This window comes from Pseudomonas sp. R3-57 (genome assembly GCF_051132065.1).
Taxonomy (GTDB): domain Bacteria; phylum Pseudomonadota; class Gammaproteobacteria; order Pseudomonadales; family Pseudomonadaceae; genus Aquipseudomonas.
The window spans coordinates 2054831-2071843 of record NZ_CP071655.1 but is presented as its reverse complement, the minus strand read 5'-3'; the positions used below and the strand labels follow the sequence as shown (position 1 = coordinate 2071843).

Here is a 17013-nt window from a genome sequence, read left to right as displayed (position 1 = left end):
GCGAGCAGGCTCGCTCCCACAGGGTTCTGAGTCATCCACAACATGTATTCATGTCACGAAACCTGTGGGAGCTGGCTTGCCAGCGATGGCGGTGGGTCAGTTAGTAAATCTTTGTCTGACAGGTCGCTATCGCTGGCAAGCCAGCTCCCACAGGGGCTCTGTGTCGTGCACAAATCCATCGTGGGAGACACGGGTTGGGCGTCATCGACTGCCACCATGCAAAAATTTCCTCCAGTCTGAAATGGCCCCTTCGCGAGCAAGCTCGCTCCCACAGGGTTCTCAGTCATCCACAACATGTATTCATGTCACGAAACCTGTGGGAGCTGGCTTGCCAGCGATGGCGGTGGGTCAGTTAGTAAATCTATGTCTGACAGGTCGCTATCGCTGGCAAGCCAGCTCCCACAGGGGTTCTGCGTCGTGCACAAATCCATTGTGGGAGCGAGCCTGCTCGCGAAGCTTTTAGCTGCTCTGGGTTTGCACCACGGGGGTGATGACCGCCGCTGGTTTCTTCCTGCTCGCCTTTTCACCAAGGAACAACACCGAGGTGAAATTGAACCGGCTGAAAATCATCGCCAACACCACCGGCCCGAGCAAGCCGACACTCAAGCCACCCAGTACCAGCAGGCTCTCATCCTTCACGCCGAGGCGCCCCAGCACAAACCGTGACGTCGCCGCGAACAGCACATGAAACAGAAAAATCGCATAGGAATATCCGCCTAGCCAGGTCAGCGCTTTCGAGCGCATGTCACTGGACAACAACGCAATGCACGATACACACCCCACCGCCAGGCCGATCAGGCTGCGACGGTCGACGATCAACTCGCGATCAATTGCCGCGACATACAGCAACGTCAACGAGATCAGCACAAACAGTAGCGGCCCAAACACCTTGAACCGCTGTTTCAACACCTCGACATTTTCCTGGCCGATCATCCCTGCGACAAAAAACGGCAGGAGATAAATCGCGCCGTTGATGCCGAACGCATCGAGCGGCAGCGGCGGCAGCAGAAACAACAGCGCAGCAAAGGCAAACAGCCCATACAGGCGCGTCGCCGAACGCAGCAGACCGCGCCACTCCAGCAGGCCGACGAAGATGAAAATGATGAACACCGCCTGCAAAAACCAGAAGTGGTTGATCGGCACCCAGAACGACAGCAACGCGTCGATCACCCCGACATCCTTGTTCACCCCCGGCCCCACCGCTTGCAGCACCGAGAACGGCACGCCGACGCAAAACAGCGGCACGATCAAACGGCGCACCTTGCCGCTGCAGAACGCACTGAAGTCATTGCCACGGATCTTGTAGATCGAATAGATGTACCCGGAAATGAACGTGAACAGCGGCATGCGCACGTACACCATCGAGTCGGCGATGACCCGTAACGGCGAGCCGATATCGATCTTCAACCCGCCGCCCAGCGGCCCGATGACGTGGTACAGCACCAGCAGCAGGCATGCCAGGCCACGCAGGGTTTCGATCTCCAGGGACTTTTTCTTGCTCGACATACAGCACCTGCCTCAATTCAGAATTCTGGATTCAACCTGCACCGGTTTGTTCGCTCGCAGCATCAAGCCGAGGCCGACGAACAACACCGGCACCACCATCGAAAAATGCCGGGCAAAGGAACCGAAGTCCGGTTCGAACAAGCCTTGCACCAGCAGGAACGCCAACGGGATCGCGATCAGTTCCTTGGGTTTGGTCTGGATCGGCGCGCCCTTGTAATCGGTCGAGGTGATGACTTTGAACAGCAGCAGCGCGGTCATGATCATCAGCGCAACGAAGATCACCTGACCGGGCCCGGACAGCAGGATCAGCTCCACCGGGAACGACAGGCGGAAGAAAATGATCATTGAGTCCAGCGCCTGCGAGACGAAATCGCTGCCGCTGAGCCACGACACGATCAACGACTTCGAGCCCTCCTCCCCCGCCGTGCGCAGTTCGTTGTTGCTGGCGCGAATCGACGACACCGGAAAACCCAGGGCGATCTGAATCGACATGGCCACCGCGAGGTAAAACAGGAACAACATCAGGAAGAACGTCGTGCGCGACACGTACTTCTTCATCACGCAGACGCCGACCCACGACAGCGAAAACAGAATCCAGTACGGTCGGATCAGCACGCCGTAGATCACCGCCGACAAGAAAAAACCGCCGCGATATTTGCGTGTCAACGAGCTGAGCAGAATGCTCAACACCGCCACCGAGACGATGATTTCCTTGGTCAGGTTTTCGAGGAAAAATGAACGGACGATGCCCCACAGACACAAGGTGCCGAAGATCGTCAGCGGCATGCGCCGGAACACCACGACCGGAATCGCCGTGAGGAAAAAATTGCAGAATATGCCGTAGGCCCAGGCGTTGGTCAGGTTGATCCCGGTGGGCCGCAGCAGGAACGCCGAGCACTCGTAGGACGAGCGATCGGGCGAGAACGGGTTCCAGAAATTGCAGTTGTCGGCGCGCGCATAGGATGACCACAAGGTCATCGCATCCGGGCCCGGATCACGCGGGACCAACAGCGGCATCGCCACCGAGAGAAACAGCCCGGTAAACAGGATCAGAAACGAAATCGAAGAATCGAGTCGCTTGCCGCGAAACTCGATGCACGGCAACTTCAGGCCCATGACAACGCAGCCTTCTTCGCCGCAGTGACGCGGGTCAACAGCGCAATCACTGCGAGTTGCACAACGACGGCGAAAACGTTGCCCCACGCCGCGCCGTAAATCGAGTAATGCTTGATCAGCACGTAGCTGACCGGTACCGAAATCAGCAGGCAGATCGCCGCGCTGGCCAGCGACACCCGGCTGTTTTTCGAAGCGATCAAACCGCCCCAGACGATGTCGCCGATGGCCCGCAGCGCGAAGGAAAAAATCAGCACGCCGAGGATGGCGTTATCCGGACGCGGCACGCTGGTGGCGACGTAATCGAGCACAAGGTTGAAAAACACATAGATCGCCACGGCGACAACAGCGGAGACCAGCAGTGAGCGCATCACCCACTTGTTCACGAACAGTTGCTTGACCGTGAACGCCTGTTGATCGGCCTGAAAACGCTTGGCCAACACTGGAATCCCGACCACCGCCACCACCGCATACGACAACGCTTGCAAGGTGTTCGCCGCCGACCACGCGTACACATATTTGCCAAGGCTGGCGTAGGGCTCCAGATCGATAATCAGAAAGCGCTCGGCGTACTGACTCAGCGCGATCAATCCGGTGCCGAGGTAGAACGGCAGCCCGGCCTTCCACACGGTGGCGGTGTCCAGCAACGCTGCTTCCCGGCCCTTGTGTACCCGCGCCACGATCAGATAACCGGCGATAATCACCAGCACGTTGGCGGCGACCCACAGCCACAACACGCTGGCGATGCCCGCGACCCAGCCGAGCATCATCCCGGCCACCGCCAACACCGCCCACAGACCGGTCTTGATGAAAAACAGCAAGGCCCCGGCGGTGGCTTTCTGTGCAGAAAAGACGAAGGAGTTGATCTCGAACGACAGGTGTTCGGTGAGCAGTACCAACGTCACGCACAGCACCAGCGCAGCGGTCGCTTCGACCTGCTGGAACAACGAATAGATCAGCACCGTGACCACCGACAACAGCAGCCCTACTGCCAGATACAGCAGCAGGACTTTGTCGACCACCCGGCGCGAACTGCCGCCAACACTGATCAAGCGATTGATCTCGGAACTGAACCCGACACTGTAGAACTTCGACGCAATCAGCGATGCCGCCACAACAACGCCGTAGAAACCCAGCGCCTCATAGCCCAGGTAATGGGTGATCGCGAGCACCAGCAAAAACTTCGCGCCCAATGCCCCGCCGCGAAGCAACAGGCGAAATATCATCGAACGACACCCTTGATGATCTCGTCCATGGCCACGGTTTTTGCCTCGATCTCGCGGCAGGTGTCGGTCAGGCGCTTGCCGAAATCCGCCAAGGCATTCGGCGCGTAAACGGTGTTGATGATGGTGTCGACGTCAATGTCACCGCCGTTGATCACCCAGTCTTCGACACCCATGTCCTGATAGGCGCCAAAACCTTTGCGCTCGTAGCTGATGTGGTAGGCCGGCACGCCGGACAGCAGCGATTCGATGGCACCGTGCAGACGTACGGAAATCACCAGGTCCGGTTGATATTTGGCAATCGTGGCTTTCAGCGACAGCAGGTCTTCAGTGATGCCCAGTTCGCGATAAAACGCGCCGTCGTCATTGCCTCGCACCGCGCTTTGCACGGCACAGACCACTTTGCTTTTGTTCTTCAGGCGTTGCAGGAGCAATTTCAGGTTGGCGACGTAAGCGACCTTCTTCTCTTTGCTCCACTCCGGCGGCTTGCGCAGCACCACGCACACCGTGGCCGGCGATGCGGCGCAACGGGTGAACTTGGGCTGCTGAAGAATCTTGCTGGCCAGCGACTGCACCGCCAGATCCGGCGCACGGTAGACGTTTTCGCAAGCGTCGAAAATCGCCGAGGAGCGGTTGTCGCGGACGAACACCGCGTCAGCGCTGGCGTAGTGCTCGACGATCTTGCTGCTCTCGCCGTGGAACGGGCCGATGCTCTGCGGCAGGTACACCGACGGCACCTTGCTGAGAATCGCGGTCTCCAGTTGTTTGGCGTGGCCGATTTTCAACTTGATGTGTTCGAAGGCGCTTTTCGAGCGCATGTAACCGCCGCCGACGCCAACGATCAGGTCGGTCTTTTTCAACAGATCCGCGAGCCCGGCGTAGGACTGGTTGAGGAACACCGCCTGCTTGACCCGGCCCAGGCCTTTGGCGGCCATCACCGGCGCGTCGAAGCGCGGGTGCGGCAGGTAGTTGAAGGAGTCCGGATCGGAGGCGACGACGCTGATCGCAGTGTCTTCACCAAAGTTGCGCTGCACCAGGGCAATCGCCAGGTCGACGAGCAAACCGTCACCGGAATTGGAGGCGCTGTAGCCGTGCAAAATCGTTACGTTCATAGCGTGAGTTCTACTTAATAAGTGGGAGCGCGATACAGGTCGTAGGTCTGGCGAATCATCAACGCGGCGCTGAACCGCTCGCGGACGATGCTCCGGCCTTCGTTGCCGAGGTCGAGCAGGCGCGGTTTCTGGATGATCGTCAGCACATCGGCGAGTGCCTGGTGGTCGCCGCTGGGGAAGACGTAGCCGGACACTTCGTTGGTGACCAGTTCCGGCAGCGAGGTGCAGTTGCTGGCAATCACCGGCAAGCCCATGGCCATGCCTTCCAGCGGCACCATGGCGAAACCTTCCCAGCGACTGGGCACGATCAGCGCATCGGCTTTCTGATACAGCGCCTGCACTTCACTGGGCGTTACCCACGGCAGGTATTCGACCGAGTCCATCGGCGGGCAATCCACCGAATCCTCGTTCACCGCACTGCCGACCACCGTCAGTTTGAGGTCCTTGCGCTGGACTTTGGCGAAGGCCTTGAGCAACACGTCGAAGCCTTTTTGATAATCGAGACGGCCGACGAACAACAGATGAATCGGCTCGGTTCCCGCAGCTTTCGGCGCGTCATCCTTGTGGTGGATGCCGTTGTAGATCAGTTTCATGCGCTTGCGCTCGATGCCGAACCGCGCGGCTTTGTCGAGCTCGTACTGGCTGACGCAGATGATCACATCGGTGACTTTTTGCAGCACCCGCTCGATCCACGCATAGACCTTCTGCTTGGTCGGCGAGCTTTCCATCAGGAACGAAAACGCGTGGGGGCAATAGACGATCTGCGGCTTGCGCCACGGTCGCAACAGCACGCAGACACAGCGCCCGATCACTCCGGAAAAGGTGCTGTGCAAATGCACCACATCGGGTTTTTCCTTGATCAGCACCTGGCTCAGCCGCCAGGCGAAACGCAACAACGACGGCACGTTGCGGCCGGTGCGGGCGAAGGTGCGAATCTGCGGCGGCGCGATGCCGTGCAGTTCTTTTTCCTGATCCTCGGGGACCAGATACACCAGCTCGTAGTTTGCCGCGTCGCCTTCGGGGGAAGCCGAAATCGTGCGGATCACCGTCGCGACGCCACCTTTGATCGTCTCTGCCACGTGCAGTATTTTCTTCACAACTCACCCACTTCAAACAGGAAAGGACAATCGCCAGATTTCAGGATTTGTCGGACGCGTATTCGTAGTTGTAATAGCCGTAGCCACCGTTGCCGTAGTAGCTGGCGGCACGCTTCTCGACGCCGTTGAACACCGCCCCTTTGAGCTCGATGCCGTTCTGCGCGAAACGGCGGATGGTCAGTTCGATTTCCTTCGCCGGGTTCACCCCAAAGCGCGTGACGATCAGGCTGATCCCGGCTTCACGGCCGACAATCGCCGCGTCGGTGACCGCCAGCAGCGGCGGCGTATCGATGATCACCAGGTCGTAGCGCTCGCTCAGCTCGGCCAGCAGGTCGCGGAAATTCGCGTGCATCAGCAGCTCGGAAGGATTCGGCGGCACTTGGCCGCGACTGATGAAATGCAGGTTGTCGACTTCGACGGTGTGGATCGCCTCATCAATGCTGCAACGCTTGACCAGCAGGTCGGACAAGCCGTTGCTGATCGGCGTGTTGAGGGTTTTGTGCAGGTGACCTTTGCGCATGTCGGCGTCGATCAGCACCACGCGCTGGCCGCTCAAGGCCATGACCGCCGCGAGGTTGGACGAGACGAAGGTCTTGCCGACCTGCGGGCTCGGCCCGGAAATCATGATGCGGTTGTTGGTCGAATCGAGCCCGGCGAAGTGCAGGCAGGTGCGCAGGCTGCGAATCGACTCGATCGACAGGTCAGTAGGGTTGCGCAGGGCCAGCAAGTACGCCGGTTTGTCGACGCCGTCGCGGGCGCGCCCTTTTCGGCCGTCTTCTTCCTCTTGCAGCGCGCTATAAGGAATCGACGCGTACACCGGCAAACCCAGTTGCTCGATCGCCTCCGGACCTTCCAGCCCGCGGCTGAGCGATTTGCGCAGCAGCACCAGCGCCACGCCAACAAAGGCGCCAAGGAACGTGGCGATCAGCACGATCAGCGGCTTCTTCGGCTTGACCGGGCTGGTCAGGTCGACGTCGGCGGTGTCGACCAGGCGCACGTTGCCCACCGCACCGGCGCGGACGATGTCCAGTTCCTGGGATTTATTGAGCAACTGCGTGTAGATCTGCGAGGCGACTTCGACGTCGCGGGTCAGGTTGAGCAGTTCCTGCTGGGTCGCCGGCAAGTCCTGGACTTTGCCTTCCAGCGACTTCTGTTGCTGGGTCAACTCACCGATCTGGCTCATCAAGGCGCGATAGGCCGGATGCTGTTTGGTGAACTTGCGGTCCAGCTCCGCCTGCTGCATCTTCAGCTCGGAGATGCGCGTTTCCAGCGCCACCGACTGGCCCAGCACCGACTGGGTTTCCAGCGAGATGTTCACGGTCTTGCCGTGGGTCTGATAGGCGTTCAGCGCATCGCTGGCCTTGGCCAGATCACGCTTGACCTGCGGCAACTGACTCTGCAGAAACGCCAGGCTCTGCGCCGCTTCCGCCGAAGTACGACGCACGTTCTGCTCGACGTAGAGCGCGGCGATCTTGTTGAGGATCTTCACCGCCTCAGCCGCATCGGAACTGGCCAGCGCCAGACGGATGATCCCCGACTCCTTGCCCTGCTCGGAAATATCCAGCGCGTCCTGATAACCCTGAATGGTCACGATCCGCGGATTGCGCACCACTTCGAAGTTCGTACCGGGGTTGGCCGACAGCTGCGTGATCAGGCCTTCGACGTCATCCTGGGCGAACGCTTCACCGGCGCGACCTTCGACCAACAGGTTGTCGTTGTCATCGAACAGCTGAAAGCGTTGTTGCTCGCCGGCAATCAACGTGAGTTTCTTGCCGAGCAATTCCTTGGGCAGATTGAGCCGGGCGAATTCCAGGCGCTCGCCGCCCCAGGCGTAACTGTTCAGGCCGAAGCGCGGCGCGGCGACGCTGGACTCGGTTTCGCCGCGATAACGGCGGGCGAGAAAACCGCCAATCATCGGGAAGGTTTTCGGCGTGACGTCGATGTCCAGACGCAGGTCGTCGACGGTTTTGCCGATCACCGCGCGGGATTTGATGATGCCGATTTCGGTCACCGACGGCGATTGCCCGCCGAGCATGCTGTTGAGGTCGGAGAAACCGAGCATGTCGTTCTTTTTCGGCTCGACCTGCACCAGCGCATTCGCCAGGTACACAGGCGTGGCCAACACTGCATAAGCCACGCCGGCGACCATAAAGGCGCCGGTCAATGCGCCGATCAACCACTTCTGATCGATCAGGCTGCCGAATATGCCGAGCAGATCAATACTGTCTTGATCATTGTCACGGGTGCCGATTACTGACGGTAACTGCATAAGTCTGTTCTTACCATTGACTGTTCTGAAGAATATGGGTCATTGCCCGAGGCGCTTTGCCCATGAACTAACTGCGTCTTCAATCAATGCGTGGGCATGAATAAAAGCGGCCTTGCCTTGACGATACGGATCCTGTATTTCGCGCTCGCTCTGCCACTTGCCAAGCAAAAACACTTTGCCTCGGGCGTGCGAGGCAATCTTCAGTACTTGATTGACGTGCTGTTTTTCCATGACCAGGATCAGGTCCGAGTCATTGACGATATCCGCAGTCAGTTGCCGCGCCTTGAAACTCTCGGCGCTGTGCCCGTGTTCTTCGAGAACCTGCCGCGCAGACGCCTCGACGCCCTCGCCAACCCGTGCCGAGAGGCCGGCGGAGGCCACACTGATGGCCGAGGAACCCAGCGCATTGCGCAACAACAGTTCTGCCGTCGGACTCCGGCAAATATTGCCCACGCAGACAACAAGGATCTTTTTGAACAAGGTTTTACTTTCCTGTGTAATGTCAAACGGCCAATATCCCGAGAGCATTCGATTGAACCCTCAAGATCTTTCTGCACTCGGAAATAGATTCGCCCTGTTAGTCCCGAAGTATTAAGTACCACAGCGTTTAAAAGCGCCCCAACCACAATTAGCGGACTAAAAATAACTGTGATTTTCGAGCGTTTGTTTTCCGACAAAAAATAACATTCGTGCACTAAGTGCCAGTACCCCGTTCGAAAATTCAGTTACACGATGATTAATTCGCAGTTGTCATTTCTCTTCGGGAGAGCAGACATGAAACCGACCCATTTGCAACGCGCCGGCGCCTTGACCCTGATGCTGCTGGGCGCGACCACTCAGGCCCAGGCCAGCGAACTGTTTCCCAACCTGCCCACGAGGACCATTGGTGTTCAGGTAAAAATCCAGAGCTTCACCGCCGACGACGCGGAGCAGATCAAAGCCGCCGGTTTCAGCTTCGTGCGCTTCGGCGTGTGGAGCGACAGCCTCAGCGCCAGGACTTATCAGCAACAAGTCAGCAACGCCTTCGCCGCCGCCAAATCAGCCGGGCTGCCGGTGCTGCTGACCGTGCGCGCGATCAAGGCGCTGCCGGCCACCACGCCCGCCGAGCTGACGAGCGCCGGTGAGACCTTCGCCAAAGCCGTCAACGGCCTGCAACAGTCGTACAGCACCCAGTTGGTAGCAATCGAACTGTGGAACGAGCCGGACCTGGAAACCTATTGGCCGACGCGCAATTTCTCCACGACCTTTGTGCCGTTCATGAGCGGCGTGTGCAAAACCCTGCAGGCACAGCCGCAACTGACCCCGGTGGTCGGTTTCGGCTTCGCCCGGCCACCGAGCGCCGGCTCGGCGTCGACCGCGGCGCTGAGCCGCATCGTCAGCGATTACCCGCAGTGCCTCGACGCGGTGTCCTATCACCCTTACGGCATGACGGCGACGCAGATCAGCAATGCGCAAACGTTCATTCAACAGAATTTCAATCTGCCGGGTGTGATCAGTGAGTGGGGAGTGTCGGCGCTCGCCTCGAACGGCGGTGTCGAGGGGCAGGCCAGCAAGATCAACGCATTCATCGCCGACGTTAAACGGCTGAACATCCCGCTGACCTCGATCTACGAATGGCGCAACAGCGCGTCAGGCAGCAACGAACGCGAGCAGAACTTTGGCTTGCTGACCTCTGACGGCCAGCCGAAACCGGCGCGACTGTCGGTCGAAGCACTGTTGAATGCCGAGTGAGTCTTGGGCGACCGCTCTGTTCGCAGGTCGGTTGCTTTGAACCTGTGCGCGGTTTTGGCATCGTATTCATCGGTACCACGCCCCGCCATTCAAACAATCGTTTTCAGGTTGTTGCCGCAGGGGCCATCGAGACACGCAACCGCCCTTGAGTGGCTGTCAGCGCTCGGGTAATGTCACCAGACCCACAGGACAGAGCACGCCCATGACTTCCAAGCTGGAACAACTCAAACAATTCACCACCGTTGTTGCCGACACCGGCGACTTCGAAGCGATCGCCCGGGTCAAACCGGTCGACGCCACCACCAACCCTTCCCTGCTGCTCAAGGCGGCGGCCATTCCGGCCTACGCCGAGCTGCTCAACGCCTGCGTCAGCGACTGCAAGGGCGATGTCGGCCTGGCCAGCGACCGCTTCGGCGTTGCGGTCGGCCAGGAAATCCTCAAGGTCATTCCGGGCCGTATCTCCACCGAAGTGGATGCGCGCTTGTCGTTCGACAAGGATGCCGTGCTCAAACGCGCCCATCGCCTGATCGAGCTGTACGACAAGGCCGGCATTGGCCGCGACCGTGTACTGATCAAGATCGCTTCGACCTGGGAAGGCATCCGCGCTGCTGAAGTGCTGGAAAAAGAAGGCATTCAGACCAACCTGACCCTGCTGTTCTCCTTCGCCCAGGCCGCCGCCTGCGCCGACGCTGGGGTATTCCTGATTTCGCCGTTCGTGGGCCGCATCTACGACTGGTACAAGAAAGCCAACGGCAACGACTACACTGGCGCCGATGATCCGGGCGTGCAGTCGGTCACCCGCATCTACAACTACTACAAGGCCAATGACTACAAGACCGTGGTCATGGGCGCGAGCTTCCGCAACCTCAGCCAGATCGAACAATTGGCCGGTTGCGACCGCCTGACTATCAGCCCGGACCTGATCGACAAGCTGGCCGCCGATACCGGCAAGCTGGAGCGCAAACTGGCGCCGGGCAATGCCGGCGAAGCCCGTCTGAGCCTCAACGAGGCGCAGTTCCGCTGGTTGTCCAACGAAGACGCGATGGCCACCGAGAAACTGGCTGAGGGCATTCGTCAGTTTGCCCGTGACCAGGAAAAGCTCGAGGCGCTGTTGCAGGCCAAGCTGTGAACTGAGTTGGCGTAACGCAAAAAGGGCGAACCTGTGAGGGTTCGCCCTTTTTTTGTCTGTCGGGAAATTTCAGTGTTCTGGAGAGAGCTATCGCGAGCAGGCTCACTCCTACAGGGGATCTGTGGCCTTATCGCAGAATATGTGTCGAGTGAAGAACCTGTAGGAGTGAGCCTGCTCGCGATAGGGCCATCAGGCCCTACCCTCATCTCAAGCTATCAATGCCGCTCGAGGGCATTCACCAGGTCATGGAACGCTTCGCGATTGGAATCGTTCAGGCCCATGAGGATCTTGTGCGCTTCGAGCACCTTGATCCGCACCACTTCTTCGGACTGGTCCTGATCCGGCAGGTCGTCCAGGCACTCCGGGCATGGCACCGGGTGATTGACGATGTTGAACACCTGCTCGAAACCCATCGACTGCAGCAGCCGGGTGATGTCTTCGTGGGTGGTGACGACAGTCGGCAACAGGCCAACCTTTTGCCGCGAGAGGATCGACAGTTTGGCCAGCAGGCCAAGCGTCGTGCTGTCGATGCTGCGGGTTTCGGTCAAATCGATCACGATCGCGTTGAAATTCAGCGCGGTGAAGATTTTCTCAATAGTCGCATCCAACGCCGAACACAGGGTCAGGCGAACTTCACCGACGAATTTCAGGACGAAGGTGCCGTCCTGCTCGGCGAACTGGATTCTACCGGTACTCATTAAAGATTCCTGCTCAACACCAACAGGGCGATATCATCCGGCATCTCCCCTAGCGTGGCCAATCCAAACACTTGCCGCAGACCATCCAGGCTGCCGCCCGCCGACTTCACCCGTTGAGGCAAAGCGGCTTCTTTTTCTTTGAGCGTCGGTTCTGGCAAAAGGTCCAGAATGCCATCCGACATCAGCGTCAGGCTGAACGTCGGCGGCAGCTCAAGTACGTGGTCTTCGTAGGTGGCTTCATTGAACAGCCCCACCGGCAGACCACGGCCTTCGAGATAACGAACACTGTCAGGCGTGTACAACACAGGCAACGGCAGATGGCCGCCGATGCTATAGGTCAACAAACCGGTCTCCTCGTCGATGACTCCACCGACCATTGTGACGTGTTTACCCAGCTTACAACTGATCAGCCCCCGGTTGATATGACCGAGCACTTCCGAAGGCTTGAATTCTGGCAATGTGCCGTTGCGCTTGGATTCGAACAACAAGCGCGTGGTCATGAACTTCAACAGCACGGTGACGAACGCCGAAGACGCGCCATGCCCGGAAACGTCCGCCAGATAAAACGCCACGCGGCGCTCGTCGACGCGAAAATAGTCGACAAAATCCCCCGACAGGTACAACGACGGGATGATCTGGTGGGCAAACTGAAACTCGTCAATGCTCCACGGGCTTTCCGGCAGCATGTTCATCTGCACCTGGCGACCAGCATTCTGGTCCTCCTGGAGCAGATTGAGGCTGGCCTCAAGCTCGCGGTTGGCCTTCTCCAGCTTCTCGCGGTAGCGCTGGTTTTCCAGCAGCAGGCGCGCACGATCCAGGGCTCGACGCACGGAATGCTCGAGCACCGCCAGATCTTCGAGAGGCTTGATCAGGTAATCCGCCGCGCCCAGGCGCAGGGCCTCGACCGCGTCGTTCATCACGCCGGCACCCGAAACGACGATCACCGGCGTTTGCGGTGAGCGCTCGGTAACCTGACGAATCAGTTCGAGACCGCCCATCTGCGGCATGCGCAGATCGCAGATGACCAGGTCGGGCGTGTCTTGCTCGAATACCTGAAGACCCTGTTGACCGTTGCCGGCCTGCAGGACGCTGAAACCACTGTCTTCCAGATAGGCCGCGAGACTCGCGCGCACTACCTCGTCATCATCGATTATCAGCAGCGTGGCACTGGTTTTTGGCATGTGGGCAAACGGCGCCAGAATTAGGTTGGCGTAGCGGCGAGGCCTCGGGCCTTGCACAGACTACTGGATTCGCTTTCTAGCCTCTCTGCTGCAGCGCTTTCAAGCATTCGCTTTGCGCGCGGTTTTAAACAGAGGTGCCCTTCTAAGGCGCAGACGGTACTCCCATCCGCAGAGCGTTTCAAGCGTGCGCCGATGGTCGCTTGACGACTTTGTTTGTCAAAGCACCGAGAGTTATAAGAACCGCCGGAAGCGTAACCGGATGGAAGGTCACCCTGCCGGGTCGCGCCTGCTTCACAGACAAAAAAGGCGACCCTGAGGTCGCCTTCCTGTTTACCGGTCGAAATCAGAAATCGTCTTCGACCTGGCCATCCTTGACCTTGAACTCGCGGTTCTGCAAGTAGGCGTTGCGGATGAACGTGTACTTGTCGCCGCTGATCAGCTTCTCGCTCGACAGCAGGCTGGCGCGGGTGTCGACGATGTTCAGGCCGAAGATCGAGTTGCGAGTCGGCACGTGGTCGATGTAGCGGTATGGGCCGGTAAAGCCGTCGACGTATTTCGACGGTGCGTCACGCAAAGTGCTCGGGCCCATCAGCGGCAGCATCACGTAAGGACCGCTGCCCACGCCCCAGTAGCCGAGGGTCTGGCCGAAATCTTCGTCGCTGCGGTTCAGGCCCATCTTGGTGCCGACGTCGAAGAAGCCAAGCAGACCGAACGTGGTGTTGAAGATCAGACGTGCCGTGTCGACGCCAGCGGCCGCTGGCTTTGCCTGCAGAATGTTGTTGGCCAGGTTGGTGACGTCGCCGACGTTGCGGAACATGTTGTGAATGCCGTCTTCAACGAACTGCGGTGTGACGAATTCATAACCCTGCGCCAGCGGCTTGAGCGCGTAAGTGTCAACGAAGTCGTTGAACTGGAAGATCGGACGGTTGACGCTTTCCCAAGGATCATCTTCCGTGGCCGCCTGGCTGGCCAACGGCGCCAGCGACAGGCCGGCGTAGACACAAAGCTGAGCGAGCGGATGGCTCAAGCGCATAGAAAAAACTCCTTGGATTGTAGCGTCGCGGACGTCGGAGTCCGGGCATTAAGGCCGCTAGTATAAGCGTAAACGCCGGTTTGGACAGTCTGACCGATGCAGCGATCTGTAGGATCTTTCCGCGCGGGTCGTTCACGTCATTGTCATCCAACTGTCACCGACGCGCCCTAGCCTGAGCGTTATTTCAGGGACGTTGCCATGACTCACGCCGAAACCTTGCCCCTCACCGCCTCGCGCCTGACTGCCGTGCTGTTTGGCCTGAGCGGTTGCCTGGTGGATTTCGGCGCGCGTGCACGGCAACAGGCCAACGCCCTGCCCGAGCACGCCGAGGCCACGCCGGGTGCGCTCGACAGCTTGCGCAGCTTGCAGCGCCAGCAGATTCCCTGTGCCTGGCTGGATGAGCTGCCCGCCGCCCTGACGCAGTCGTTGTCAGCCGCGCTGCCATCCTGGATCAAACCTGCGCAACATTCGGCAACAACAATTCCATGGCCAGCGCCCAATGCTTGCTGGCAAGCGCTGATGGCGTTGAACGTCGACAGCCTTGATGGTTGCGTGCTGGTCAGTGGCGAACCGCGATTGCTGCAATCAGGCCTCAACGCCGGACTGTGGACCATCGGCCTCGCCTCCTGCGGTTCACTCTGCGGGCTGGCGCCTGTGGAATGGCAAGCATTGGGCCAGAAGGAGCGCGAGATGTTGCGTGGCAAGGCGACGATGCAGCTGTTCGCTCTTGGCGTGCATTCGGTGATCGATCATCTGAGCGAGCTCGACACCTGTCTGGCGGACATCAACCTGCGCCGCCTCAAAGGCGAAAAGCCCTGACCAGGATCATGCAGGTTTGGCGTGAGTGGATTAATCTAAAGGTCAGCCACCGACCTTTGGCGCACGGCTGCGGTCAATGCCAGTGCCTATTGATAAAAGGAAACCACCATGCCCGCCCGCGACCTGCAAGAACAACTTAACGCCCTGCGCGAGCAACTGGATTCGAATCCGCCGCTCTCTGAAGAAGAACGCACGCATCTGCATGAACTGATGGGGCAGATCGAGTCGAAGATCCAGCTGGAAAATCAGCTTCAGGACAACAACCTGGTAGACGGCGTGAACCTGGCGGTGGAGCGCTTTGAAGTGGAACACCCGACCATCGCCGGTACCCTGCGCAACATCATGAATACCCTGGGCAGCATGGGCATCTGATCCCCCGCCGCACAAAAAAGCCCTGCCAGCGATGGCAGGGCTTTTTCATTCCCGGGATTTGCAACGCGGCCCCCTGTAGGAGTGAGCCTGCTCGCGATAGCGGTGTATCAGTCGACATCAGTACTGAACGTCAATCAGCTATCGCGAGCAGGCTCACTCCTACAGATGATCTTTATTGCCGCACCAGCCGATGATTCGGCAGCTGTACGCTTTCAGTGCTGCGATACGGATTGATATCCAGCCCACCGCGACGCACATACCGCGCAAACACCGTGAGTTTCTCGGGCTTCAACAAGCGCTGCAGGTCGAGGAAAATCCGCTCGACACACTGTTCATGAAAGTCCGAATGCTGGCGGAAGCTGACGATGTACTCGAGCAGGCTGGCGTGATCCAGCGCCGAGCCACGATATTCCACCACCACACTGCCCCAGTCCGGCTGGCTGGTCACCGGGCAGTTGGACTTGAGCAGATGGCTGTGCACGCTTTCTTCGACGACGCGCGAATCGTCGCAACGCAGCAGTTCCGGGCGCGGATGTTCGTAGTTGCTGACGCTGATATCCAGATCATCGATGCACACACCCGGCACCGCCACGACACCTTCCGCTTCCACCTCTTTGAGGCTGCGAACGCGCACGCCCACCGGTTTGCCGGCCGCGGCGGACAAGTCCTTGACCAGCGTGGCCTCAAGGGTGGCGATGTCCGCGAATGGCGTCTGGTTCAGCGAGTTCAGATACAGCTTGAACGACTTCGATTCGATGATGTTCGGCGAATCGGCCGGGATGCTGAATTCACCGATCGCTACCACCGGTTTGCCCGAGGGCAACAGCCACGACAGTTCGAAGCAGTTCCAGAAATCCACGCCTTTGTACGGCAGGGTTTCGGCGGTCAAACCCAGCTCGGCCCATTTCGCGGTGCGCGGAATCGGAAACAGCAGGGACGGCGTGTACGTGGCGATGTATTCGCTGGATTTGCCCAGCGGCGAATGTTCGGCTGCGGGATGCATGGCGGAAACCTGACTGAAGAATCAGCGGATTCTACCAGCCTTTGCCCGCGCCTTTGAGTGCTTACTGACTGACAGTCAATTTGCCGACCATGCCGGCCTGATAATGCCCGGGAATGTTGCAGGCAAATTCCAGGCTCGTCGCCTTGTTGAAGGTCCAGGTCAATTCAGCGGTCTTGCCCGGCTCGACCAGCACGCTGTTGGGATCGTCGTGCTTCATGCCGTGACCCATCGCGGCGTGGTCCATGCCGGCCATGTCGTGGGACATTTCCTTCATGCCGGTAGGCGTAAGCATGCCGCTCTGCTGCATCTGCAACATTTCCTGCTGGTGGCTGGCATGCATCGCGGCGTCACCAAGGTTGAATTCGTGCAGCAACTGGCCCTTGTTCACCAGCACAAAACGAATCGTCTCACCGGGCTTGATCTGGAGGGTCTTGGGATCGAACGACATATCACCCATGACCACCTCAACGCTGCGAGAAGCCTGGGCGGCCGACGCGGGTTGACCAAAATCGAACGTGTGCGCCGGCGCCGCCCACACCGGTGCGCTCAGCGCCAGCAGACCGGCGGCCAACATCAGGGATTTACGCAAAAACATTGTCATGCTCCAACAAGATAAGGTTCAGCCTGTGGGACACTCTAGCCGCCATGCGCTGGCACTCACCTGACAGGCAGATTACAACTTTGTCAGGTTGGCACCTGCCGCGTGGGGCCAAGGTATAACGCTATC

16 protein-coding genes are annotated in these 17013 nt (G+C 59.1%); 4 read left to right on the top strand and 12 right to left on the bottom strand.

Annotated elements, in window-relative coordinates; all coding sequences use genetic code 11:
* Nucleotides 1-459 precede the first annotated feature (459 nt).
* The 7 genes from J3P93_RS09435 to J3P93_RS09405 are packed head-to-tail and all read right to left on the bottom strand — an operon-like array spanning nt 460 to nt 8800.
* Nucleotides 460-1506, bottom strand: a complete 1047-nt coding sequence (locus J3P93_RS09435) for an acyltransferase family protein (protein ID WP_434596817.1) — start codon at nt 1504-1506, stop codon at nt 460-462.
* Nucleotides 1507-1518: 12 nt separating this feature from the next.
* Nucleotides 1519-2622, bottom strand: a complete 1104-nt coding sequence (locus J3P93_RS09430) for a hypothetical protein (protein WP_434596815.1) — start codon at nt 2620-2622, stop codon at nt 1519-1521.
* A complete protein-coding gene (locus J3P93_RS09425; RefSeq protein WP_434596813.1) occupies nt 2613-3845 on the bottom strand; it encodes a phosphoribosylaminoimidazole carboxylase in 1233 nt (410 codons plus the stop codon). The genes J3P93_RS09430 and J3P93_RS09425 overlap by 10 nt, the downstream gene beginning before the upstream one ends.
* The gene (locus J3P93_RS09420) at nt 3842-4954 is read right to left on the bottom strand and encodes a polysaccharide pyruvyl transferase family protein (protein ID WP_093099912.1); all 1113 of its coding nucleotides are present in this window, start codon (nt 4952-4954) and stop codon (nt 3842-3844) included. The genes J3P93_RS09425 and J3P93_RS09420 overlap by 4 nt, the downstream gene beginning before the upstream one ends.
* Nucleotides 4955-4968: 14 nt before the next feature.
* Nucleotides 4969-6051, bottom strand: coding sequence for a glycosyltransferase (locus J3P93_RS09415; protein ID WP_090284689.1), 1083 nt, complete (start codon nt 6049-6051; stop codon nt 4969-4971).
* Between the two features lie 40 nt (nt 6052-6091).
* Nucleotides 6092-8320 carry a polysaccharide biosynthesis tyrosine autokinase gene (locus tag J3P93_RS09410; protein ID WP_434596811.1) on the bottom strand — a complete coding sequence of 743 codons (2229 nt, stop codon included), beginning with the start codon at nt 8318-8320 and terminating at the stop codon, nt 6092-6094.
* A 39-nt stretch (nt 8321-8359) separates the two neighbouring features.
* Entirely contained in the window at nt 8360-8800 is a 441-nt protein-coding gene (locus tag J3P93_RS09405; RefSeq protein WP_208940419.1) for a low molecular weight protein-tyrosine-phosphatase, read from the bottom strand.
* A 294-nt stretch (nt 8801-9094) separates the two neighbouring features.
* Here J3P93_RS09405 and J3P93_RS09400 point away from each other — a divergent pair, with 294 nt between their 5' ends.
* Together J3P93_RS09400 and tal are read left to right on the top strand one after the other, a co-directional pair.
* A complete protein-coding gene (locus J3P93_RS09400; RefSeq protein WP_434596809.1) occupies nt 9095-10051 on the top strand; it encodes a cellulase family glycosylhydrolase in 957 nt (318 codons plus the stop codon).
* A gap of 202 nt (nt 10052-10253) precedes the next feature.
* Entirely contained in the window at nt 10254-11180 is a 927-nt protein-coding gene (gene tal, locus J3P93_RS09395) for a transaldolase (protein ID WP_093099902.1), read from the top strand.
* 215 nt (nt 11181-11395) lie between these two features.
* On the opposite strand, the gene rssC is transcribed toward tal, so the two are convergent.
* The 3 genes from rssC to J3P93_RS09380 form a co-directional block, all read right to left on the bottom strand.
* Nucleotides 11396-11878, bottom strand: a complete 483-nt coding sequence (gene rssC / locus J3P93_RS09390) for an anti-sigma factor antagonist RssC (RefSeq protein WP_003226553.1) — start codon at nt 11876-11878, stop codon at nt 11396-11398.
* Nucleotides 11878-13059, bottom strand: coding sequence for a two-component system response regulator RssB (rssB, locus tag J3P93_RS09385; RefSeq protein ID WP_434596804.1), 1182 nt, complete (start codon nt 13057-13059; stop codon nt 11878-11880). The genes rssC and rssB overlap by 1 nt, the downstream gene beginning before the upstream one ends.
* A gap of 343 nt (nt 13060-13402) precedes the next feature.
* On the bottom strand, nt 13403-14092 hold the full coding sequence (locus J3P93_RS09380) for an MlaA family lipoprotein (RefSeq protein WP_203418778.1): 690 nt from the start codon (nt 14090-14092) through the stop codon (nt 13403-13405).
* 198 nt (nt 14093-14290) lie between these two features.
* On the opposite strand from J3P93_RS09380, the gene J3P93_RS09375 reads away from it, so the two are divergent.
* Both J3P93_RS09375 and J3P93_RS09370 read left to right on the top strand, forming a co-directional pair.
* Nucleotides 14291-14911, top strand: coding sequence for an HAD family phosphatase (locus tag J3P93_RS09375; RefSeq protein ID WP_434596801.1), 621 nt, complete (start codon nt 14291-14293; stop codon nt 14909-14911).
* A 108-nt stretch (nt 14912-15019) separates the two neighbouring features.
* Nucleotides 15020-15283, top strand: coding sequence for a DUF4404 family protein (locus J3P93_RS09370; protein ID WP_434596799.1), 264 nt, complete (start codon nt 15020-15022; stop codon nt 15281-15283).
* A 172-nt stretch (nt 15284-15455) separates the two neighbouring features.
* Here J3P93_RS09370 and queF read toward each other — a convergent pair whose 3' ends face one another.
* Both queF and copI read right to left on the bottom strand, forming a co-directional pair.
* A complete protein-coding gene (queF, locus tag J3P93_RS09365; RefSeq protein ID WP_434596796.1) occupies nt 15456-16286 on the bottom strand; it encodes an NADPH-dependent 7-cyano-7-deazaguanine reductase QueF in 831 nt (276 codons plus the stop codon).
* Between the two features lie 61 nt (nt 16287-16347).
* Nucleotides 16348-16881, bottom strand: coding sequence for a copper-resistant cuproprotein CopI (gene copI / locus J3P93_RS09360; protein WP_434596794.1), 534 nt, complete (start codon nt 16879-16881; stop codon nt 16348-16350).
* Nucleotides 16882-17013 lie beyond the last annotated feature (132 nt).